The following is a 22,688-nucleotide window of genomic DNA, read 5'->3' as shown; positions in this document are numbered from 1 at the left end:
ATATTTGCCAATATTGACCGCCGCCTCAGATACCTTTGCCACCTTTCTTTTTGAGGAGTGCAAAGTGTTTAAACGAATTCTTCCCTGCTTGCTGTTGTTTTCGGCCACTGCCGCTTTAGCCGCCGCCCCCGCCAAACCGACCTTAACGGTATATACCTACGATTCTTTCGCCGCTGATTGGGGACCAGGGCCAGCCATCAAGCAAGCTTTTGAAGCAGAATGTCACTGCGAACTAAAATTTGTTGCACTGGAAGACGGCGTTTCTTTACTGAACCGCCTACGGATGGAAGGGAAAAATAGCCCGGCGGACGTGATATTGGGGCTGGATAACAATTTGGTACAGTCGGCAGAGAAAACCGGGCTATTTGTGCCAAGTCAGGTCGATACCAGCAAACTGGTACTGCCTGACGTGTGGCAGAACAACACGTTCGTTCCTTATGATTACGGCTATTTTGCCTTCGTCTATAACAAGGATAAAATCAAGAACCCGCCCAAAAGCCTACATGAGCTGATCAGTAGCGAGACGCCGTGGAAAATCATCTATCAAGACCCTCGCACCAGCACACCGGGTTTGGGATTGATGCTGTGGATGCAAAAAGTCTATGGTGATAAAACACCAACGGCCTGGCAGCAGTTGGCGAAAAAGACCGTTACCGTGACCAAAGGTTGGAGTGAAGCTTACGGACTGTTCCTGAAAGGCGAAGGGGATTTTGTACTCAGTTACACCACCTCCCCGGCTTATCACCTGATTGAAGAACAGAAAACTCAATACGCCGCTGCAGATTTTAGCGAAGGGCATTACCTACAAGTTGAAGTCGCCGGACAGGTTGCCTCCAGCAAGCAACCGGAACTGGCACATAAATTTATGCAGTTCATCATTTCTCCCGCGTTCCAAAACCACATTCCAACCGGCAACTGGATGTACCCGGTGATCAAAATGGATCTGCCCGCCGGATTTGATACGCTGACCGTGCCGCAGAAAGCATTGGAATTCAATGTAAAAGACGTGGCAGATAACCGCAGCAAATGGATTCAAGCATGGCAATCCGCAGTCAGCCATTAATTCCCGGATGGTTATGGCCGGGGTTGATTGCCTCCGGTCTGTTGATTACCGTGGCCTCACTGGCATTCACGGCTATCTGGCAGCATGCGCCCTCGGCCGATTGGCTGGGCGTATGGCATGACAGCTATCTATGGCATGTGGTGCGTTTTACCTTCTGGCAGGCTTTTCTGTCCGCTCTGCTGTCGGTCGCACCAGCCATATTATTGGCGCGCGCGCTGTATCGCCGCCGCTTTCCCGGACGCCAATTATTACTGCGACTCTGTGCCATGACCTTGGTGCTACCGGTGTTGGTGGCACTGTTTGGTATTCTGAGCGTCTACGGTCGTCAAGGCTGGCTGGCACAGATTTTAGGCTGGCTGGGCGTGGAGTATCGTTTTTCACCCTATGGTTTACAGGGTATTTTACTGGCGCATATCTTCTTTAATCTGCCGCTGGCAACCCGCTTATTATTGCAATCGCTGGAAAGTATTGCGGTAGAGCAGCGGCAATTGGCTGCCCAGTTAGGCATGAACAGCTGGCAGCATTTCCGTTGGGTAGAATGGCCTTATCTGCGTCGCCAAATTCTGCCGACTGGCGCATTGATTTTTATGCTGTGCTTTGCCAGCTTCGCTACGGTGCTATCTCTGGGCGGCGGGCCGCGGGCCACGACCATCGAGTTGGCGATCTATCAGGCGCTAAGTTATGACTATGATTTGGCGCGAGCGGCGCTGTTGGCGCTGATTCAACTGGGATGCTGTCTGGGATGGGTACTGCTTAGCCAGCGTCTCAATAGCGTACTGGCCGTTGGCAATACCCACGCTCAGGTTTGGCGTAACCCACAGGATAGCTATTGGAGCCGCATCGGCGATAGCATTTTAATCGCCGCCGCCTTGCTGCTACTGCTGCCTCCGCTGTTAGCGGTGGTGGTGGATGGCTGTAATCGGACAATGTTAACCGTGTTGCAACAACCAGCACTATGGCAAGCTTTAACTACCTCGATAACTATCGCGCTGGGAGCCGGTGTACTCTGCGTATTACTTACCATGATGTTGTTATGGAGCAGCCGCGAACTGAAACTACGCCATAAAATGGCTTTGGGTCAGGCCATGGAAATGAGCGGGATGGTGATATTGGCAATGCCGGGCATTGTGCTGGCTACTGGCTTCTTCCTGTTACTCAACGACACCATTGGCTTACCTCAATCGCCCTATCCACTGGTTATTCTTGCCAATGCCCTGATTGCGATACCTTATGCACTAAAGGTACTCGATAATCCGATGCGCGATCTGGCTGAACGCTACGGCCCGCTGTGTCTATCACTGGATATTCGCGGCTGGCACCGATTGCGCTGGGTAGAACTTAGCGCCTTAAAACGCGCGTTGGCCCAAGCGCTGGCTTTTGCCTGCGTAATTTCCATCGGGGATTTCGGCATTGTGGCGTTATTTGGCAATGAACATTTCCGCACGCTGCCATTCTATCTGTATCAACAAATCGGGGCATATCGCAGTAATGACGGTGCCGTGACTGCGCTACTGCTACTGCTACTGTGTTTCTTGCTGTTTACTCTTATTGAGAAATTGCCGGGTCGCCATGCTAAAGCTTGAGAAAATTACCTATTTATATGATCACTTACCAATGCGCTTTGATGTGCATATTAAGCCAGGTGAACGGGTGGCTATTCTTGGCCCGAGCGGTGCCGGTAAGAGCACCTTACTCAGCCTGATTGCTGGTTTTCTGACTCCAGCCAGTGGCCAGATGCGGTTAAATAATGAGGATCACAGCAATAGTCCCCCCGCTAAAAGACCCGTATCAATGCTGTTTCAGGAGAATAACCTTTTCTCACACTTAACGGTGGAACAGAATATCGGGTTGGGATTACATCCCGGATTGAAACTCAATGCCCAGCAGCGCCAATTGTTCCAACAAATCGTCCAACAGGTCGGATTGGAGGCCTGTCTGGATCGTCTGCCTGCCCAACTTTCTGGTGGCCAGCGGCAGCGCGCGGCCTTAGCACGCTGTCTGGTACGCAGTCAGCCTATTTTGTTACTGGATGAGCCTTTCTCCGCTCTCGACCCGGCCTTACGCACCGAAATGCTTCAGTTGCTGAATCAAGTCTGCCAACGTCGCCAACTGACATTACTGATGGTATCCCACAATTTGGACGATGCCGCACGTATTGCCGAACGCACGCTATTGGTGGTCGACGGGCGCATCTATTACGATGGCCCGACACAGGCTCTGGTGGACGGATTGGTTCCAGAAGCACGAATTCTGGGAATTACCCCATCTTAACCCGCTAATACATTCCACAGTAGATGGCGATAGATCGGCATAAGTGGCTGCATATGTAGCCAGATAAAGCTGGCTATCGCCGCTATCACCATCAACACTGTAAGCCAACGCAAACGCGCCAGCGGCAACCAGATGCTCAAGCGGTCCGGCCCGCGTTTACCGTGCCTTATCCAACGCCAAATCAGCCATACAGCCAGCCAAACTGTGAGCGCAACCAGGAATAACAACCACTTAAACATATAGCTGTTGGCACTCGGCGGAATATCGATTGCGACACCGGCCAAAATACCGGGGAAGAAATACACCGCAGGCCAGGTCAGACAGCCAATAATATTGGGCAGTGCGAACTTCAGCGGCGGCAAATCCAGCATCCCGGCGACCATCGGCACCAACGGGCGTGTAGGCCCGATATAACGACCTATCAATACCGTCGCCATACTGTGTTGATGCAATGCATGCTCAGTTTTATCCAGCATGGTTTTATGTTTCTGCAGAAATGACCAGCGATGCAGCGGCTGTTTAAATGCCCGCCCAATAAAGTAGGAAATCCAATCTCCCAGCAGGCAGCCAACAATCCCTGCAGCCCAAGCAGGATAGAAGCCAACCTGACCACTACCAATCAGCGCTCCCACGCTCGCCATCATGACCGTTCCCGGTAATAACAGGCCAACAAAGGCCAAAGACTCGATAAAAGTAACAAACATGATGACAAATAGCGTGAAAGCCAGCGATTGTGTCAGAAGATGTTCTAAATAGGCTTCCATAAATTTATCCGTTGTATAAAGCGCGTAAGATTGTCCAATCACACTCAATATCAGTCAATCAATGATTTGTATCCTTCCTCTCACTCAAACATAACATTGGCAATCCTCGCTCATCCTAGGTACTTGGCTGATTAATTACCCGCAATTGCCCACTTGCCGCAACGGGAAATTTATCGGATATCGGCAACCTTGGCAGGTTAGCATTCAAATAGACAATGACTGTATAAAAACCCATACTAAAAGAATATAGACTTACTCTTCATTCATCGTGCCATTGATTAAAGGTAGCATTTATTAAAGGTCATCCTGTAGAGCAAGCACGCCAAGGTTTCCTGCTTACTCGCCACTGGCGAGATACACCGGCAGGTACCGAAGTCGAGTTCTGGCTGGCAACCGACCAAGGGCCACAGCTTGTCCGCCTGCCGCCTCAATCTTCCGTGGCCTTTATTCCTGCGGAGCAACGATCATTGGCGGAAAAAATTCTGCGGGATGAACATTGCTATCAACTGCGTCCGCTGCCTCTGGCCGATTTCCATCACCGCCCGGTGCTCGGCCTGTATTGTTCACAGCACCGCCAACTGATGCGGCTGGATAGGCTGCTGAAAGAAGGCGGTGTGAATGTTTATGAAAGTGATATTCGGCCACCGGAACGCTTTCTAATGGAGCGTTTTATTACTGCGCCGGTATGGTTTAGCGGACAAGCCAATAACCACGGGGTGTTACTGGAAACCCGCATGAAACCTGCGGAGGACTACCGCCCACCACTGAAACTGCTGTCGCTGGATATTGAAACCAGCGAGCACGGCGAACTGTACTGTATCGGACTACAAGGCTGTGGTCAGCGTCAGGTTTACATGCTCGGCCCACCCAATGGCGACGATCAACCGCAAGATTTCGATCTGGAATATGTTCCCAGCCGCCCACTGCTGCTAGAAAAATTGAATCAATGGCTGGAACAGCACGATCCCGATGCCATTATCGGCTGGAATTTGGTGCAATTCGATCTGCGGGTACTGCAAAAACATGCGGATCGCTATCAAATCCCACTCCGTTTTGGCCGAGGCCGTAACCTGCTGGAATGGCGCGAACACGGCTTCAAACAAGGACATTTTTTTGCCTCCGCTGCTGGCCGCCTGATTATTGATGGTATTGAAGCACTAAAATCAGCCACCTGGAACTTTCCTTCATTCAGTTTGGAATCTGTCGCGCAAACTTTGCTGGGTGAGGGAAAAGATAGCGATACGCCTTATCAGCGCATGGATGAAATCAATCGCCGCTTCGCTCAGGATAAACCGGCGCTAGCGCGTTATAACCTGAAAGACTGCGAGCTAGTCAGCAAAGTTTTTGCCAAAACCGAACTGTTAGACTTCTTACTGGAAAGAGCCAGCGTCACTGGCCTGGCAGCCGATCGCAGTGGCGGCTCCGTCGCGGCCTTTACCCATCTTTATCTACCGCGCATGCATCGGATCGGCTATGTGGCCCCCAATCTGGGGGAATTACCGGAAGAACATAGCCCCGGCGGTTTTGTCATGGATTCGCAACCCGGCTTGTACGACTCGGTATTAGTATTGGATTACAAAAGTCTGTATCCCTCCATTATTCGAACTTTTCTGATCGATCCCGTTGGTTTGATCGAGGGCATGCATCAGCCCGTACCGGAACACGCCGTTCCCGGCTTTCGTCATGCTTGGTTTTCGCGGGAAAAACATTGTCTACCCGCCATCGTCAATCAGATCTGGCAAGGGCGCGAAGAGGCTAAACGCCAGCAAAATAAGCCACTTTCCCAAGCGTTGAAGATCATTATGAATGCCTTTTATGGTGTATTGGGATCCAGCGGCTGCCGCTTCTTCGATCCGCGCCTGGCATCCTCGATCACGCTGCGTGGTCATGAGATTATGCGTCAAACCCGTGAACTCATCGAAACCCGTGGCTACCAAGTGATTTACGGCGATACGGATTCAACCTTTGTCTGGCTGAAACACGCTCACAGCGACGAACAGGCCAGCCAGATCGGTAAAGCACTGGTCGAATACGTCAACAATTGGTGGCAACAGCATTTACAGGACACCTTTGGTCTACCCTGCGCACTGGAACTGGAGTTTGAAACCCACTACCGTCGCTTTCTCATGCCGACCATTCGTGGCGCAGAACAAGGCAGTAAAAAACGTTACGCGGGATTGGTGACAACACCAGAAGGCGACCGCATGATTTATAAAGGGCTGGAAACGGTCCGCACTGACTGGACACCACTGGCGCAAGAATTCCAACAGGCACTGTATCAGCGGATTTTTCAGCAACAGCCTTATCAGGATTATGTTCGTGACTATGTGGCGCAAACGCTTAACGGTGAGCGGGATCATCTTCTGGTTTATCGAAAACGCTTACGCCGCAAGCTGGATGACTATCAGCGAAATGTGCCGCCTCACGCCCGCGCGGCGCGACTTGCTGATGAATATAACCGCCAACAGGGTCGTCCACTGCAATACCAAAATGGCGGCTGGATTAGCTATATCATGACCACCGCTGGACCTGAACCGTTAGAGAATCAGCATTCTCCCATCGATTACGATCATTATCTCACCCGACAGTTGCAACCGGTTGCAGACGCTATACTTCCCTTTTTGCAGGATGATTTTACGACGTTGATAACCGGTCAGATGGGACTGTTTTAATCTCTTTAGGACGGTTTTACAGGTGACGGCAGCCTCGCCTTCCATTACCATAGCGCCCTTGCCGAATCGTGCATCAACCATAATATCGTTATCTATCCGTGCAAACGGACTCTGCCTGCCAACGTAAAGTACGTTGTTCTGTTTATTCCGGCAGACTCTTAGGCTACTTGCCTGCATGGAGGGTAAACTATTGCCAGTAAGTTGATGATGAACGCCGGTATTCTGTTGACGAAAAAATTAAATTTATAACGAATTAACATAACGTTATCAAACATACCGCCTAGATAAACAACAAAAATCGAGCCGATAATTTATGCCTTTTACACTTGGTCAACGCTGGATCAGCGATACAGAAAGCGAACTTGGGCTGGGTACTGTCGTAGCCATCGACGTACGTATGGTCACCTTACTGTTCCCTGCAACCGGTGAAAACCGCCTTTATGCCAGGAATGACTCGCCAATCACCCGCGTGATGTTTAACCCCGGTGACACCATCAGTAACCACGAAGGTTGGCAACTGAAAGTTGAGGAAGTTATCCACGAAAACGGATTGATTACCTATATCGGCACCCGTTTGGATACCGAGGAAACCGGCGTGGTAATGCGCGAAGTGTTACTGGATAGCAAACTGACCTTCAGTAAACCTCAAGATCGGCTATTCGCCGGGCAAATCGATCGCATGGATCGTTTCGCCCTGCGCTACCGCGCTCGTAAATACCAAAGCGAGCAGTTCCGACTGCCGTGGAGTGGCCTACGTGGCGTGCGCGCCAGCCTGATCCCACATCAGTTGCATATTGCCTATGAAGTGGGTCAACGTCATGCACCACGCGTATTATTAGCCGATGAAGTCGGTCTGGGTAAAACCATTGAAGCCGGGATGATTATCCACCAGCAATTGTTGGCTGGTCGTGCAGAACGCGTGCTGATTGTGGTACCGGAAAGCCTGCAACATCAATGGTTGGTCGAGATGCTGCGCCGCTTCAACCTACGCTTCTCGCTGTTTGATGACAGCCGCTATTCTGAAGCGATGCAAGACAGCAGTAATCCTTTCGAAACCGAACAACTGGTTATCTGCTCGCTGGATTTTGTCCGCCGTAATAAGCAACGTTTGGAGCAGATGGCCGATGCCTCTTGGGATCTGTTGGTGGTGGATGAGGCTCACCATCTGGCTTGGAGCGAAGAAGCACCGAGCCGTGAATATCAGGTTATCGAGCAACTGGCTGAAAATATCCCCGGCGTATTGCTGCTAACAGCGACACCGGAGCAACTGGGTCAACAGAGCCACTTTGCCCGCTTACGCCTGCTGGATCCGGATCGTTTCCACGATTACGAAGAGTTTGTCAGCGAACAGCAGCAATATCGTCCGATTGCCGATGCCGTCACCCTGTTGCTGGGCGGTGAACGTCTGGCTGATGACAAATTGAATATGTTGGGCGAAATGATTGCCGAACAGGATATCGAACCGTTGCTGAAAGCGGCTAATAGCGACGGTGAAGACAGCGAGGCTGCCCGTCGTCAGTTGGTTAACATGTTGATGGATCGCCACGGTACCAGCCGAGTCCTATTCCGTAACACCCGGAACGGCGTAAAAGGCTTCCCGCACCGCGTACTGCATGAAATCAAGCTGCCGCTACCCACCCAGTATCAAACGGCCATTAAAGTCTCCGGTATTATGAGCGCGAAGAAATCGCTGGAAGCCCGTGCCAGAGATATGCTTTACCCAGAGCAGATTTATCAGGAATTTGAAGGGGAAAATGCGACCTGGTGGAACTTTGACCCGCGAGTCGAATGGCTGCTTAACTATTTGATCGCCAATCGCGATGAAAAAGTGCTGGTTATCTGTGCTCAAGCCGCAACCGCTCTGCAATTGGAGCAGGTATTGCGCGAGCGTGAAGCGATTCGTGCCGCCGTGTTCCATGAAGGTTTATCGCTGATCGAACGCGATCGCGCAGCGGCGTATTTTGCCACTGAAGAAGACGGGGCGCAGGTTCTGCTGTGTTCCGAAATTGGTTCCGAAGGCCGTAACTTCCAGTTTGCCTGCCAGTTGGTGATGTTTGATCTGCCGTTTAACCCAGACTTGCTGGAACAGCGTATTGGTCGTCTGGACCGTATCGGTCAGAACCGCGAAATTCAGATCATGGTGCCTTACCTGGAAAATACCGCTCAGGCAGTATTAGTACGCTGGTATCACGAAGGTCTGGATGCATTTGAGCACACATGCCCGACCGGCAGGACTATCTACGACAGCGCCTATCAGGAATTAATTGGCTACCTGGCGACGCCTGCCGAACAGGAAGGGCTGGATGAATTTATCCAAAACTGCCGTAAACAGCACGACGGACTGAAACTACAGTTGGAACAAGGCCGTGACCGCCTGCTGGAAATGCACTCCAATGGCGGCGAGCACGGGCAAGAACTGGCCGAAGCCATTGCCAATCAGGACAATGACATCAATCTGGTCAGCTTCGCACTCAACCTGTTTGATATCGTCGGCATCAATCAAGAAGATCGCAGCGATAACCTGATCGTACTGACGCCGTCAGATCATATGTTGGTACCGGATTTCCCTGGCTTACCGCAGGATGGCTGCACCGTGACCTTCAACCGCGATCAAGCGCTGTCTCGTGAAGATGCGCAGTTTGTCTCATGGGAACACCCGATTATTCGTAACGGTTTGGATTTGATTCTGTCTGGCGATACTGGAAGCTGTGCTGTTTCTCTGTTGAAAAACAAAGCATTACCAGTTGGTACGCTGTTGGCTGAATTGGTTTATGTGGTAGAAGCGCAAGCACCGAAACATTTACAATTAACCCGCTTTCTACCACCGACACCGGTGCGCATGCTAATGGACCGTAACGGTACCAACCTTGCCGCTCAGGTCGAGTTCGAGAGTTTCAATCGCCAATTGAACGCGGTCAACCGTCATACCTCCAGTAAGCTGGTCAATGCGGTGCAGCAAGAAGTACACACCATGTTGCAACAGGCGGAAGCACTGGTAGAAGAACAGGCGCAAGCGCTAATCGAAACGGCCACACGTGAAGCCGATGAGAAACTGAGTGCGGAACTGTCTCGTTTGGAAGCATTAAAAGCCGTCAACCCAAATATCCGCGATGATGAGCTGGAAACGCTGGAGCATAACCGCAAGATGGTCATGGAAAACCTGAGTCAGGCTGGATGGCGTCTCGATGCGATCCGTTTGGTGGTAGTCACTCACCAATAATTCACCTGAACCAGGAAGAGCCGGATCGCATCCGGCTCTTTGATCCATTCTCATATCCAATAAATCTCAATTTGCGGTAAGGTGGTAACTGATTGAATATGGAAGCTTATAATCCCCCGCGCGATCCTTGGCTGCATATCCTGTACCAGGATTTGCATATTATGGTGGTTAACAAACCCAGCGGGTTACTTTCGGTACCCGGTCGGGCACCGGAAAACAAAGACAGCATCATGACGCGTATTCAGGCAGATTTTCCTACTGCTGAATCCGTCCATCGTCTGGATATGGCGACCAGTGGAGTCATGGTCGTAGCACTGACTAAAGCCGCAGAGCGAGAGTTAAAACGCCAATTCCGTGAACGCGAGCCTAAAAAGTCATATATTGCACGAGTTTGGGGACATTTAGAGCAAGACGAAGGTCTGATTGATTTGCCACTAATCTGCGATTGGCCCAACAGGCCAAAACAAAAAGTATGCTACGAAACCGGTAAATCGGCGCAAACCGAATATCAGGTACTCTGCCGCGATGCCGATGGTAGCACCCGGGTGAAACTTTCCCCCATCACAGGTCGCTCACACCAATTACGCGTGCATATGCTGGCCATGGGTCACCCTATCCTCGGCGACGGTTTCTACGCCCATCCAGAAGCCAAAGCGATGGCATCACGCTTGCAGTTACATGCTCAGGAGTTATGCATAACTCATCCAGAATTTGGCACACCAATGCACTTTCGCAGTGAAGCTGATTTTTAAATGATTTTTAAATGATTTTTGAATGATTTTTCAAACAAAATATCCCGAACGGGAACGCGGTCAAAAAGAGTGGAGTCAGCGGGTAAAAGCCGAACGGCCTTCCCATCGGTTGCGGTATGACTAATGAGATCATCATTTATCTCACGACAACTGAACCCGCTCACTCCATCAACAATAAAAACTTATTTAAATCCCTTTTCCCGCTTAATCAAATCGTAAGCGGCTTGGATTTCTTGCGCCTTCTGCTTGGCCATTTCCATCATTTCCGGCGGCAAACCTTTCGCAACCAATTTATCCGGGTGATGTTCCCCCATCAGTTTGCGGTAGGCGCGCTTAATGACGACAGCATCATCATCAGAGTTCACTCCCAGTACTTTACAGGCATCGGCCAACGTTGGTCCTTGTGGTGCCTGCTGGTAGCCGCCTTGGGAATAGCCACCCTGCCCACCGAACTGGCGGCCACCTTCGATCATGCTGAGGAATTGATCAAATTGACTGCGGGAAATACCCAGCTCATCAGCAATGACATACAGCACCTGCCGTTCATTCGGATGGAGTGAACCATCGGCAAAAGCCGCCTGTAACTGAATTTCCAGAAACATCCGAATAAGATCAAAACGACCGAAACAAACACTACGTAATTCCTGTAGTTTTGCCCGTAGCGGAAAATCACTTTCCTTCCCCTCGCGGAAAGCTTGCTGCGCCGACGTTCGAGCATCGCCGTGCAATTGCATTCGATCCATTAACTGACTGGCGAGTTGAATATCAACTTCGGTAACGCGTCCTTTAGCTTTGGTTAGGTGCCCCATAACCTGAAAAGTGGTGCGAAAAAACAGCGATTGTCGTGTTTGTTGATCGACGAAAAAGCCGCGTCGCCGTACGGTACGTACCTTATCTACCATATGACCGACGATCAACCCCAATACTACGCCCCAGAAACCGATACCGGACATTAATCCCAATATCAGACCGAGCAGTTTTCCCCAATACTGCATATACTCCTCAATTCACCATGCCGTCAGTCAAATTTTGCATTATCATACTCGGCATTTAGCTCTGTGCCTAACGGCGAGACGTGTAAACGGCCGGATTTAACGCTAGCGCAACTCTGATGAGTAAGATAGTCTCAGACCGTTTGCCGACACGATGCCCCTGATGACGGAACACCAAAAGCGCGTATGAAAAAAAGATTCCCAACACTGCTGGCCACGTTGATATGGACGGCACTCTATAGCCAACAATCGCTGGCTGGCCTCGCTGAACAATGTATGTTCGGCGTTCCAACCTATGATAAACCGTTAGTGACGGGTGATACCAATCAGCTTCCAGTGAATATCCAGGCGGATAAAACCGAAGCCAATTATCCCGACAGCGCGGTGTTCACCGGTAACGTGATTGTAGAGCAGGGTAACAGTACCCTGACCGCGAACCAGGTTCAGTTACATCAAACCCAGGAGTCCGGTCAGCCGGTGCCTGTGCGAACGGTTACCGCAATCGGTGATGTCAATTATGATGACCCACAGATTATCCTGAAAGGACCCAAAGCCTGGTCGAATCTGAATACCAAAGATACCAATATGGACAAAGGTAACTATCAGATGGTTGGCCGTCAGGGACGTGGTGACGCGGATTTGATGAAACAACGTGGTCAAAACCGCTATACCATTTTAGAAAATGGTACCTTTACTTCATGCTTGCCTGGCGATAACAGCTGGAGCGTAGTGGGCAGTGAAGTGATCCACGATCGTGAAGAAGAAGTGGCTGAAATTTGGAATGCTCGCTTTAAAATCGGCCCAGTTCCTATTTTCTATAGCCCGTATATGCAACTTCCGGTGGGTAACAAGCGTCGTTCAGGTTTCCTGATTCCGAATGCGCGTTATTCGACAAATACTGGTTTAGAGTTTTTCTTGCCGTATTATTGGAATATCGCGCCTAACTTTGACGCCACCATTACGCCGCATTATATGGAAAAACGGGGCACCCAACTCCAGAACGAATTCCGTTACCTGCTGGCACCTGGCTCCGGTACGATGGCACTAGACTGGCTGCCGAGTGATCGGGAATACAAAAGTCTGGATCCCGTCAATAATGATAAAGCCCGCTGGTTATACTACTGGGGTCATTCTGGTGTAATGGATCAGGTATGGCGCTTTAATATCGACTACACCAAAGTGAGTGATCCGCGCTACTTTTCTGACTTCACCTCTTTGTATGGCTCCAGTACTGATGGCTATGCCACGCAGATTTTCAGCGTAGGCTACGCACAGGAAAACTGGAATGCCACCTTGGCATCCAAACAATTCCAGGTATTTACCGATGCAGGTAATGCGAATGCCTACCGCGCCCAGCCACAGCTAGACTTGAATTATTACAAAAACGATATTGGTCCGTTTGATCTGCATGTTTATGGGCAGGTTGCTAAATTTACCAGCGTTAACCCGAATAATCCGAAAGCTGACCGTTACCACATCGAACCTGCGCTCAACCTACCGTTGGCCAACGGCTGGGCCAGTATCAATACCGAAGCCAAACTGCTGGCAACCCATTACCAGCAAGATATCCCTACCGGTTTTGCCAACAGTTATGCTGCTGCGAACAAAGGTAATCAAGCACCTGCTTTAAAAGACTCAGTCAACCGAGTCATTCCGCAGTTTAAAATCGACGGTAAAATGGTATTTGATCGTCAAATGGATTGGGCTGAGAATTATACCCAAACTTTAGAGCCACGGGCGCAATACCTGTACGTCCCTTATCGTAACCAAGATGATATCTACCTTTACGATACCACCCTGTTGCAAACAGACTACAGTGGGCTATTCCGCGATCGTACTTATAGTGGTCTGGATCGCATTGCATCCGCCAACCAGATTGCCACCGGTTTAACCTCGCGTATTTATGATGATGCTCTGGTTGAACGTTTTAACGTTTCTTTAGGTCAAATCTATTACTTCAGTCGTTCCCGTACCGGTGATGAGAATAAAAACCAGACCAATATCGATAATAGTGATGATACTGGCAGCTTGGTATGGGCCGGCGACACTTACTGGAAAATTACCGATAAATGGGGTTTAAGAGGCGGGGCGCAGTATGACACCCGTCTGGGCAGTTTGACTCAGGGTAATACGGTGATGGAATATCGCCATAATGCCGAAACAGTATTTCAATTGAACTACCGTTACGCTAGCCCTGAATATGTTAAAGCGGCGCTGCCTAATATAAATACTGAAGCCCCTGGCTACCAGAACGGTATTTCTCAGGTAGGTGCTACAGCCAGTTTACCTCTGGCTGATCGCTGGGCTATCGTAGGCTCGTATTACTACGATACCAAAGCGAGACAACCGGCCAGCCAATTACTCGGCGTGCAGTACAATACCTGTTGCTGGGCGGTTAATCTGGGCTATGAACGTAAAATCAACGGCTGGAACACGCTGGACAATACCAGTAAATATGATAACAAAATCTCGTTTAACGTCGAGTTACGTGGTTTGAGCAGCGACCACAGTCTGGGTACCCAACAAATGCTGCGCTCTGGTATTCTGCCTTACCAAAGCGCATTTTGATACTGAGTAACACACTGAATTCAGTGAACTTAAACCCGCAACTGCGGATTACATAATGGAAAAGGTATGAAGAACTGGAGAACGCTTATTCTCGGATTGGTGGTTTGTGCCAATACCGCGTTCGCAGCACCACAAGAAGTTGATAAAGTCGCCGCCGTGGTTAATAACGGCGTAGTTTTGCAGAGTGATGTCGATGGTTTGCTACAGTCGGTGAAACTCAATGCCCAACAGGCCGGGCAGCAGATTCCTGACGAAGCCACTTTGCGCCACCAGATTCTTGAGCGTCTGATTATGGATAATATCCAATTACAGATGGCACAAAAAATGGGTATTACCGTTTCGGACGAAGCGCTGGATAAAGCTATCGCCGATATTGCGGCGCAAAATCGGATGACAACCGATCAAATGCGTAGCCGTTTGGCGGCAGAGGGCCTGAACTACAGTACTTATCGTGCCCAGATTCGTAAAGAAATGCTGACCTCTGAAGTTCGTAATAATGAAGTTCGCCGCCGGGTAAATATTTTACCGCAGGAAGTTGAATCTCTGGCTAAGCAGATTTCCGCTCAAACCGGTGATGATGCCGAATTAAATTTAAGCCATATTTTGATTCCCCTGCCAGAAAACCCATCTCAACAGCAGGTTGATACGGCTGAAGACTTGGCTAAAAATTTAGTTGCCGAACTCAAAAAAGGTGCAGATTTCGGTAAGTTGGCCATTGCCAATTCCGCTGACTCACAGGCGCTGAAAGGCGGTCAGATGGGTTGGGGCAAGTTGCAGGAATTGCCAACACTGTTTGCTGAAAGACTGAAAACGACCAGCAAAGGCGATATTGTTGGCCCAATCCGTTCAGGCGTTGGTTTCCATATCCTGAAAGTAAATGATATTCGCGGAGAAAATAAATCGATTTCAGTGACCGAAGTTCATGCTCGCCATATTTTACTTAAGCCTTCCGTCGTTATGACCGACGATCAGGCTCGTGCAAAATTACAAGCCGCAGCGAATGATATCAAAAATGGTAAAGTGACCTTTGCTGATGAAGCCAAAAGACTTTCTGAAGATTCAGGCTCGGCAATTCAAGGTGGCGATTTGGGTTGGGCATCACCAGATATCTATGACCCTGCGTTCCGCGATGCTTTGCTAAAACTGAAGAAAGGCGAAATCAGTGCGCCAGTTCATTCTTCTTTCGGTTGGCATTTAATCCAGTTGCTGGATACCCGTCAAGTAGACAGAACGGACGCTGCTCAGAAAGATCGTGCGTATCGTATGCTGTTTAACCGTAAATTTGCGGAAGAAGCACAGACCTGGATGCAGGAACAACGTGCCGCTTCATACGTAAAAATTCTTGATGGTAGCGATGCACAGAAATAATCGCGTTGTCATTACCCCCGGCGAACCCGCCGGGGTTGGGCCGGATTTGGTTATCACTCTGGCTCAACAGGATTGGCCTGTTGAGTTAGTTGTGTGCGCCGATCCGGCCTTGTTGCTTGAGCGAGCCAAACATCTCGATTTGCCGCTACAATTGCTGGCGTATCAGCCGGATGCCGTCGGCCAGCCTCAGCAAGCGGGCACTTTGACTATCCTGCCGATTGCTACGGCAAATACGGTTACCCCGGGTGTTTTATGCCGGGAAAATAGCGCCTATGTTGTTGAAACACTGGCCCAGGCGTGTGATGGATGCCTGCGTGGTGAGTTTTCGGCACTGATCACTGGACCGGTACAGAAAAGTATCATCAATGATGCTGGCGTGCCATTTATTGGCCACACTGAGTTCTTTGCCGAACGTAGCCAGTGTGAAAAAGTCGTTATGATGCTGGCAACCGAAGAATTACGGGTTGCGCTAGCCACGACGCATTTGCCTCTATTTGAGGTTCCTCGCGCCATTACCCGCGATAATTTGCATGAAGTGATCACGATTCTCGATCATGATTTGAAAACCAAATTTGGCATTCTTCATCCTTGCATTTATGTCTGTGGATTAAATCCACATGCCGGTGAAGGTGGCCATATGGGCCGCGAAGAGCTGGATATTATTATTCCGGCACTGGATGAATTACGTCAGCAAGGAGTCAATCTTGTCGGGCCACTCCCCGCAGATACTCTGTTTCAACCGAAATATTTACAACATGCCGATGCCGTATTAGCCATGTATCACGATCAAGGGCTACCGGTGTTAAAATACCAGGGCTTTGGACGAGCGGTAAACATTACCCTTGGCCTGCCTTTTATCCGCACATCTGTGGATCACGGAACCGCTTTGGAACTCGCTGCCACTGGCACTGCCGATGTAGGCAGCTTCAAAACGGCATTAAATTTAGCCATTAAAATGATAAATAACAGCAATGAATAATAGAGTCCACCAAGGGCATTTTGCCCGCAAACGCTTTGGACAAAACTTTTTAAACGATCAGTTTGTCATCGATAGTATTGTTTCCGCCATTCATCCGATGCCGGGTGAAGCGGTGGTTGAAATCGGTCCCGGCTTAGGTGCATTGACCGAACCTGTTGCTGCCCGTATGGATCACATGACCGTTATCGAACTGGATCGCGATCTTGCGGCACGTTTAGCCTGCCATCCGCAGTTAAAAGACAAGCTGACTATTCATCAACAAGATGCCATGAAAGTTAACTTCGCTGAATTGGCAGAGCAGTCAGGTAAGCCACTGCGAGTGTTTGGTAACCTGCCTTATAATATTTCGACCCCCTTAATGTTCCACCTGTTCAGCTATACTCAAGCTATCCTGGACATGCACTTTATGCTGCAAAAAGAAGTGGTCAACCGTCTGGTGGCAGGCCCAAACAGTAAGGCTTACGGCCGTCTGACCGTGATGGCTCAGTATTACTGTAATGTGATTCCGGTTCTGGAAGTGCCGCCAACGGCATTCACCCCAGCACCTAAAGTGGATTCTGCCGTGGTACGCCTGATTCCCCATATTAATATGCCGAATCCGGTAGGCGATGTGCGTATGCTGAGTCGCATCACGACGCAAGCCTTTAACCAACGCAGAAAAACCGTGCGCAATAGCTTGGGTGATTTATTCACACCAGAGCAATTAACCGAGTTAGGTGTCAATCCGACACTGCGGGCAGAGAATATTTCCGTGGCGCAGTACTGCAAGCTGGCTAACTGGCTTTCAGCTCAGACACCTCAGGAATAACAGGAGTTTGCAATGATTGAACAGCCTCGAGTTTGTGTGCAGGTGCAGAGTATCTATGTGGAAACCCAATCGATACCGGATGAAGAGCGCTTTGTCTTCGCCTATACCGTCACTATTCGCAATCTTGGGCGTTCAAACGTTCAGCTACTTGGTCGTTATTGGCTGATCACCAACAGCAATGGTCGCCGGACCGAAGTTCAAGGCGAAGGTGTTGTTGGTGAACAACCGCTGATTTTACCGGGCAATGAGTTCCAATACACCAGCGGTGCGGTACTGGAAACACCACTGGGCACCATGGAAGGTCATTACCACATGGTCGATCACCTTGGTCAGGCGTTCCGCACGGTGATTCCGGTTTTCCGCCTAGCTATTCCAACCCTGATCCATTAATCCGGCTCCATTAATTATGTCTACCTACCTGATTGGTGACGTTCACGGCTGTATAGATGAACTGCGCGCCTTACTGGCTCAAGTTGAGTTTAATCCTCAGCAAGATACCCTCTGGTTAACCGGTGATCTGGTTGCCCGTGGCCCTGCATCTTTAGATGTCTTGCGTTATGTTCGCTCTTTGGGATCAGCGGTTCGCATGGTGCTGGGAAATCACGATCTGCATTTACTGGCGGTCTTTGCGGGCATCAGCCGAAATAAACCGAAAGATCGTATCACCCCATTGCTGGAGTCTCCTGACGCCGACGAACTGATCAACTGGTTACGCCGCCAGCCAGTACTTCAGGTTGATGAAGAGCTCAAGCTGGTCATGGCACATGCCGGAATTACGCCACAGTGGGATATAGAAACCGCACAAACTTGCGCTCGTGAGGTGGAGGCAGTACTGAGTAGCGATAGCTACCCATTATTTTTGGATGCCATGTACGGTGATATGCCGAATAATTGGAGTCCTGAATTGTCAGGGTTAGCCCGCCTACGTTTCAGTACCAACGCTCTGACACGTATGCGCTACTGTTTTCCTAATGGGCAACTGGATATGATCTGTAAAGATACACCGGACAACGCCCCTGCGCCATTAAAGCCCTGGTTTGATTTACCACGTCAGATTGATGCTGACTATGCAATTGCATTTGGTCATTGGGCTTCGCTAGAGGGTAATGGCACTCCCGAAGGCATTTATGCCCTAGATACAGGATGTTGCTGGGGTGGAATGTTAACAATGTTACGTTGGGAGGACAAACGCTACTTTACTCAGCATGCTTTCCAGCAAAAAAGCATGGATGGCAACGCTCAAAAAAACCGTGCAGTCTAAATCTGTCTAACGAGATTAAATGGCACGGAATCAATTTGTGCCATTTTTCATTCAGATCCCAGCAAGAATTCAATCTAACCCCGAAAGATCTCAACACTGGCTACTACAATATTGGTATAAGTGACTGATGTGACTATCCTCCAATGGCGTTGGCGAAACCCCAGTAACCAAGAAAACTCGCCAGGCCTATTTCAGCGAAATTTTCGACCTATAACTGCTATCCAGCGTGATTTTTTAAGCAGTCTGTATTCAGTTTTTATTATTTTCCTTTCCATCATTATTTTATAGTCATGAATAAAAAAATAGATATCGATGTAATCAGATTAATATAAATCAGAGAATTATTTATATAACAAAACCGTGAAAATTAATACCTGCATCACAATCATCAAGAACATGAAGGCTAATTAACTGTTACTAGACCTGAATATCAACTAATATGAGGTGGCCATCACTTATTCATATTGTTTAATCTGATAATGCCCCAGTCGTTCAAAAGAACAATATTTGACATCTGTGGAATAACAGACATATTTATCATCATGAAATGGCGATGTTACCTTGTGCCAAAAAATACTGCCTATAATAGAAACGAAAAAACCGCGATTATTGATCACATCTTCATCTTTTAGATACATATCAATGGTGCCAAAATCGAGCTTATAGGTGCAACGAACCAAAGTACCTATTTCACGATCATTATTTTTATAAGGGTGATATAACGCCAGTAAGAACTGTTTAACTTCACCATTATTTTCAATACCCTGAGAAACACCCAGCCATTTTCCGTCTGGCGTTGAGTAAAGCCCCAATCCCTGAGCCTCATCAATATCTGATGGGTTTGGACACATATTTATTGATGCTGATACCGATTGACTAAATAAAGACAGCGTCAGTAATAAAAACAATCCAGTCTTTTCCATTGAACACTCCGTTTAATTAAATTATAAAATAAAATCCACAAACAGAAGCAATATATCAATCAAAGCATGGGCTAGCTTTATCTAACTTAATGATTGGATTACTCTGAATTATTCAATTAACGGCAATGGTTATTGTAAAAATAAAAACGGAGGCAGTTGATGCCTCCATTGAGGTTAATGATAAAATGTTTTCCGCGGTAAAAACAGGCAGATCGTCAAGACGCCGTGAATACATCCTTGTAGGCTCGTTCCGCCCCATCCCTAGCGCGGGCGCTTGACCCTTCTATCTATTTTCCCCACCAGAGATCGCAGAATCGAGGTTTGTCAGCAGCCTGCATTTTTATAACGTAAGGGACTAACGACGCTCTAGCACCTCAAAGCAATAACTATGAGAGTTGGCTTCATCAGCGTCATGAAACTCGCTGAAAGAAGTTTCCCACTCATCAGGCTCATAATCAGGGAAATGAGTATCGCCACCCACTTCAGCATCAATATGGGTGAGATACATACGATGCGCACGATCGAGGAATTGGCTATAGACGTGTCCTCCCCCCATCACCATCACTTCTTCAACTTCACCCGCCAAAGCCAAAGCTTCATCGATTGACGTCGCCCAACTCACCCGGCTATCGGCACCCGGCTGGCTACTGATCACAATGTTCAAACGTCCTGGAAGCGGACGTCCAATTGATTCAAACGTTTTACGCCCCATAATCACCGGTTTATTCAGCGTGTTACGTTTAAACCACGCTAAGTCAGCCGGTAAGTGCCACGGCATGGCATTTTCCATACCGATAACGCGATCCGCCGCCAGTGCAGCAATCAGGCTGATAATCATTATTAAACCCTAGTAGGCCAAGTAAGCCAGTCCCGAAAAATTGCTGCCACTATACGTAAAGCCTTATCGGTCGTCGATAGTGATAATCATGCTAATCGCACATATAAGATAGCTCTTAATACCAGGATAGAGAGTCATGAAAAAAAAGCCTTATACGCTAGGACGTTTGCGATAAAGCCATAACCCAGGCAAGGATAGTCCGATCGATAATGCACCAACAATAAATGAAGCTTTAAGGAAGTTTGTCACCATTGTCGACATCAATGCTTCGCTGTATCCCAAATGAGAGATCTCAACCACAGAGATCATGGCAGTGTAGGCTGAAATACCAGGAAACATCGGAATAACCGCAGCCACCGTAAATACCTTAGGATGAGCAAGTAACCAGCGGGACCAACTGATACCAATGATGCCAATCATTATCGAAGCCAATAACGAAGCCAGTTCGATATTCATGCCCAAATGCATCATTATCATGCGCGAACCGTGGCCGATAGCACCTAACAAGGCACAATAGCGCAATGCGCGCTGCGGCACGTTAAACACCATCGCAAATCCTAAGGCTGGAATAGCGGCTAGCACCATATCTTGCAGTAATGCCCATAGTAAACTCATGCCCATCCCCGCAACCCCCATAATGCCATCGCAAACACCACACCAATACAGGTTGATAACGTCAGCAGGCTGGCAATAGCCCAGCGCGCAAGTCCCGTATTGACATGGCCTTTAAACATATCGGCCACCGCATTAATCAGTGGAAATCCCGGCACAAGCAGTAACACACTGGCGGCCATTGCAACGCTGGAAGCCTGTTCAAACTGTGGTAGACGCATCAACAAACCAGAGGCCGAGGTGGCGACAAACGCTGTAATACAGAAATTGATCAACGGATTCATATGGCGGGCGGTCAAGCTTTGTCGGACAAACATCGCCAGCCCACTGGCAACGAACGTAATGGCAAAAGCATCCCAGCCACCACCATTCAGCTTGCTGAAACAACCACAGGATAGCGCCACCATCACGACAACCAACCAACGTGGATAGCGCAGTGGGCGGATATGATCAAAACGTTTGGCAACATCCTGAGCATCCAGCAACCGGTGTTCGGCCAAAATAACAATATGCTGCACCTCAGTCACCATCTGCATATTGATGCCACGATCAGTGTTTTTTCGAGTAGAAGTCAGGCATATACCCTGACTTATCGTCGTCAACACCACCGCATTCGCCGAGATCGAACTTTCGACACTGTCCATTCCCAACGCGATGCCCAGCCGAGCAGAAAGTTGTTCCACCAACATACTCTCTGCACCATGCTGTAACAGTAGCAGGGCACATTTAATACATAACCGGGTAATCTCCCGCTGCTGCTGGTGAGGCATACCTTGGCATATCACCGTCTCCTGGCTCATCATTTTTGCATCAATATCCGTCGAAAGAGTGAAAAGTGAGTGATTAACATCTTACCCATTAAGGTCGTGTTAGGAAGCCAGTACCGCGTTATTATTTACTTTCGTCGCTAAACGCTTAGGAACTGCTGATGTTTGAAACCTCATTATTTGTCGCCACTATCGCTACCTTAGGCATGCTTTCTCCCGGCCCTGATTTTTTTCTGGTAATCAAGAACGCCGCTCGTTTTCGTCGTTCTGCCGCCATGATGACGGCTTTGGGCATTATCTGTGGCGTGGCTACTCATATGTCCTACTGCGTTGCCGGATTGGCAGTGGTAATTACCACAACACCTTGGCTATTTAATTTTTTGAAATACGCTGGTGCGGCTTATCTGATGTGGGTCGGAATTCAGGCATTATTGTCAAAAGGGGAAAATAAAATTAGCCTCAGCGATCGATCACAACAAACAATCAAAATGAAGAATGCATTCTTGCAAGGCTACCTTTGCAACTTATTGAATCCCAAAGCGACCTTATTCTTCCTAGCCGTTTTCACTCAGATACTTCAGATTAACTCTGGAATCGGCGAAAAACTGTGGTACGCATCGATCATCCTGGCATTGGCAGTAGTTTGGTGGCCTTTATTGGTGATTTTGATTCAAAGCGCACCCGTTCGTAGCAGTTTAGCCAGGGCACAAAAATGGATGGATAAGGTATTAGGTGGTTTGCTGATTGGCCTGGGTATTAAAGTCGCGCTAAGCTGATTTTTCGAATGCCAAGTAAAAAAGAGCGATGTTAATGACAAAGTGCTCGCTGCG

The 22,688-nt window shown here is 48.8% G+C and carries 19 protein-coding genes; 13 read left to right on the top strand and 6 right to left on the bottom strand.

From position 1 onward, the window contains the following. Window positions 1-64 precede the first annotated feature (64 nt). Genes thiB through thiQ form a run of 3 tightly spaced genes read left to right on the top strand, consistent with a single transcriptional unit; the run spans window position 65 to window position 3,334 of the window. The gene (thiB, locus tag DJ39_RS05880; RefSeq protein ID WP_038240880.1) at window positions 65-1,063 is read left to right on the top strand and encodes a thiamine ABC transporter substrate binding subunit; all 999 of its coding nucleotides are present in this window, start codon (window positions 65-67) and stop codon (window positions 1,061-1,063) included. After that, window positions 1,039-2,646, top strand: a complete 1,608-nt coding sequence (thiP, locus tag DJ39_RS05875) for a thiamine/thiamine pyrophosphate ABC transporter permease ThiP (protein WP_038240882.1) — start codon at window positions 1,039-1,041, stop codon at window positions 2,644-2,646. Before thiB ends, thiP begins: the two co-directional genes overlap by 25 nt. Next, complete coding sequence (gene thiQ / locus DJ39_RS05870; RefSeq protein ID WP_038240884.1) at window positions 2,633-3,334, top strand: thiamine ABC transporter ATP-binding protein ThiQ; 702 nt, start codon at window positions 2,633-2,635, stop codon at window positions 3,332-3,334. Before thiP ends, thiQ begins: the two co-directional genes overlap by 14 nt. On the opposite strand, the gene DJ39_RS05865 is transcribed toward thiQ, so the two are convergent. After that, entirely contained in the window at window positions 3,331-4,098 is a 768-nt protein-coding gene (locus DJ39_RS05865) for a DedA family protein (RefSeq protein ID WP_004721584.1), read from the bottom strand. The two genes, thiQ and DJ39_RS05865, sit on opposite strands and share 4 nt — an antisense overlap. 293 nt (window positions 4,099-4,391) lie before the next feature. Between DJ39_RS05865 and DJ39_RS05860 the strand changes: the two genes are divergently transcribed. The 3 genes from DJ39_RS05860 to rluA all read left to right on the top strand — a co-directional run bounded on the left by DJ39_RS05860 (window position 4,392) and on the right by rluA (window position 10,742). Next, complete coding sequence (locus tag DJ39_RS05860; protein WP_038240886.1) at window positions 4,392-6,770, top strand: DNA polymerase II; 2,379 nt, start codon at window positions 4,392-4,394, stop codon at window positions 6,768-6,770. 313 nt (window positions 6,771-7,083) lie between these two features. Continuing rightward, a complete protein-coding gene (rapA, locus tag DJ39_RS05855) occupies window positions 7,084-9,990 on the top strand; it encodes an RNA polymerase-associated protein RapA (protein ID WP_004721579.1) in 2,907 nt (968 codons plus the stop codon). A 98-nt stretch (window positions 9,991-10,088) separates the two neighbouring features. Then, window positions 10,089-10,742, top strand: a complete 654-nt coding sequence (rluA, locus tag DJ39_RS05850; RefSeq protein WP_004721578.1) for a bifunctional tRNA pseudouridine(32) synthase/23S rRNA pseudouridine(746) synthase RluA — start codon at window positions 10,089-10,091, stop codon at window positions 10,740-10,742. A gap of 182 nt (window positions 10,743-10,924) precedes the next feature. Here rluA and djlA read toward each other — a convergent pair whose 3' ends face one another. Then, the gene (gene djlA, locus DJ39_RS05845; RefSeq protein WP_004721576.1) at window positions 10,925-11,737 is read right to left on the bottom strand and encodes a co-chaperone DjlA; all 813 of its coding nucleotides are present in this window, start codon (window positions 11,735-11,737) and stop codon (window positions 10,925-10,927) included. Window positions 11,738-11,920: 183 nt separating this feature from the next. Here djlA and lptD point away from each other — a divergent pair, with 183 nt between their 5' ends. The 6 genes from lptD to apaH all read left to right on the top strand — a co-directional run bounded on the left by lptD (window position 11,921) and on the right by apaH (window position 18,718). Then, window positions 11,921-14,302 (top strand): LPS assembly protein LptD, encoded by a 2,382-nt coding sequence (gene lptD, locus DJ39_RS05840; protein ID WP_004721574.1) that lies wholly within the window; start codon window positions 11,921-11,923, stop codon window positions 14,300-14,302. 66 nt (window positions 14,303-14,368) lie between these two features. Continuing rightward, entirely contained in the window at window positions 14,369-15,670 is a 1,302-nt protein-coding gene (surA, locus tag DJ39_RS05835; protein WP_004721572.1) for a peptidylprolyl isomerase SurA, read from the top strand. Beyond that, window positions 15,657-16,649, top strand: coding sequence for a 4-hydroxythreonine-4-phosphate dehydrogenase PdxA (pdxA, locus tag DJ39_RS05830; protein ID WP_038240935.1), 993 nt, complete (start codon window positions 15,657-15,659; stop codon window positions 16,647-16,649). Before surA ends, pdxA begins: the two co-directional genes overlap by 14 nt. Continuing rightward, window positions 16,642-17,457 carry a 16S rRNA (adenine(1518)-N(6)/adenine(1519)-N(6))-dimethyltransferase RsmA gene (gene rsmA / locus DJ39_RS05825; RefSeq protein WP_038240891.1) on the top strand — a complete coding sequence of 272 codons (816 nt, stop codon included), beginning with the start codon at window positions 16,642-16,644 and terminating at the stop codon, window positions 17,455-17,457. Before pdxA ends, rsmA begins: the two co-directional genes overlap by 8 nt. 12 nt (window positions 17,458-17,469) lie before the next feature. Next, window positions 17,470-17,847, top strand: coding sequence for a Co2+/Mg2+ efflux protein ApaG (gene apaG / locus DJ39_RS05820; protein WP_038240893.1), 378 nt, complete (start codon window positions 17,470-17,472; stop codon window positions 17,845-17,847). 16 nt (window positions 17,848-17,863) lie between these two features. Beyond that, a complete protein-coding gene (apaH, locus tag DJ39_RS05815) occupies window positions 17,864-18,718 on the top strand; it encodes a bis(5'-nucleosyl)-tetraphosphatase (symmetrical) ApaH (protein WP_004721565.1) in 855 nt (284 codons plus the stop codon). 455 nt (window positions 18,719-19,173) lie between these two features. On the opposite strand, the gene DJ39_RS05810 is transcribed toward apaH, so the two are convergent. The 4 genes from DJ39_RS05810 to DJ39_RS05795 form a co-directional block, all read right to left on the bottom strand. Beyond that, a complete protein-coding gene (locus DJ39_RS05810; protein WP_004721563.1) occupies window positions 19,174-19,641 on the bottom strand; it encodes a DUF3757 domain-containing protein in 468 nt (155 codons plus the stop codon). Between the two features lie 355 nt (window positions 19,642-19,996). Beyond that, window positions 19,997-20,479 carry a type 3 dihydrofolate reductase gene (folA, locus tag DJ39_RS05805; RefSeq protein ID WP_004721562.1) on the bottom strand — a complete coding sequence of 161 codons (483 nt, stop codon included), beginning with the start codon at window positions 20,477-20,479 and terminating at the stop codon, window positions 19,997-19,999. Window positions 20,480-20,629: 150 nt separating this feature from the next. Further along, the gene (locus tag DJ39_RS05800; protein ID WP_038240936.1) at window positions 20,630-21,094 is read right to left on the bottom strand and encodes a threonine/serine exporter; all 465 of its coding nucleotides are present in this window, start codon (window positions 21,092-21,094) and stop codon (window positions 20,630-20,632) included. Beyond that, complete coding sequence (locus DJ39_RS05795; protein ID WP_038251678.1) at window positions 21,091-21,891, bottom strand: threonine/serine exporter family protein; 801 nt, start codon at window positions 21,889-21,891, stop codon at window positions 21,091-21,093. The genes DJ39_RS05800 and DJ39_RS05795 overlap by 4 nt, the downstream gene beginning before the upstream one ends. Window positions 21,892-22,019: 128 nt before the next feature. Between DJ39_RS05795 and DJ39_RS05790 the strand changes: the two genes are divergently transcribed. Next, complete coding sequence (locus tag DJ39_RS05790; protein WP_004721556.1) at window positions 22,020-22,634, top strand: LysE family translocator; 615 nt, start codon at window positions 22,020-22,022, stop codon at window positions 22,632-22,634. The last annotated feature ends 54 nt before the right edge of the window (window positions 22,635-22,688 follow it).

The organism is Yersinia ruckeri ATCC 29473 (assembly GCF_000754815.1).
In the GTDB taxonomy this organism is placed as follows: domain Bacteria; phylum Pseudomonadota; class Gammaproteobacteria; order Enterobacterales; family Enterobacteriaceae; genus Yersinia; species Yersinia ruckeri.
This window is presented reverse-complemented; position numbering and strand designations above follow the sequence as displayed.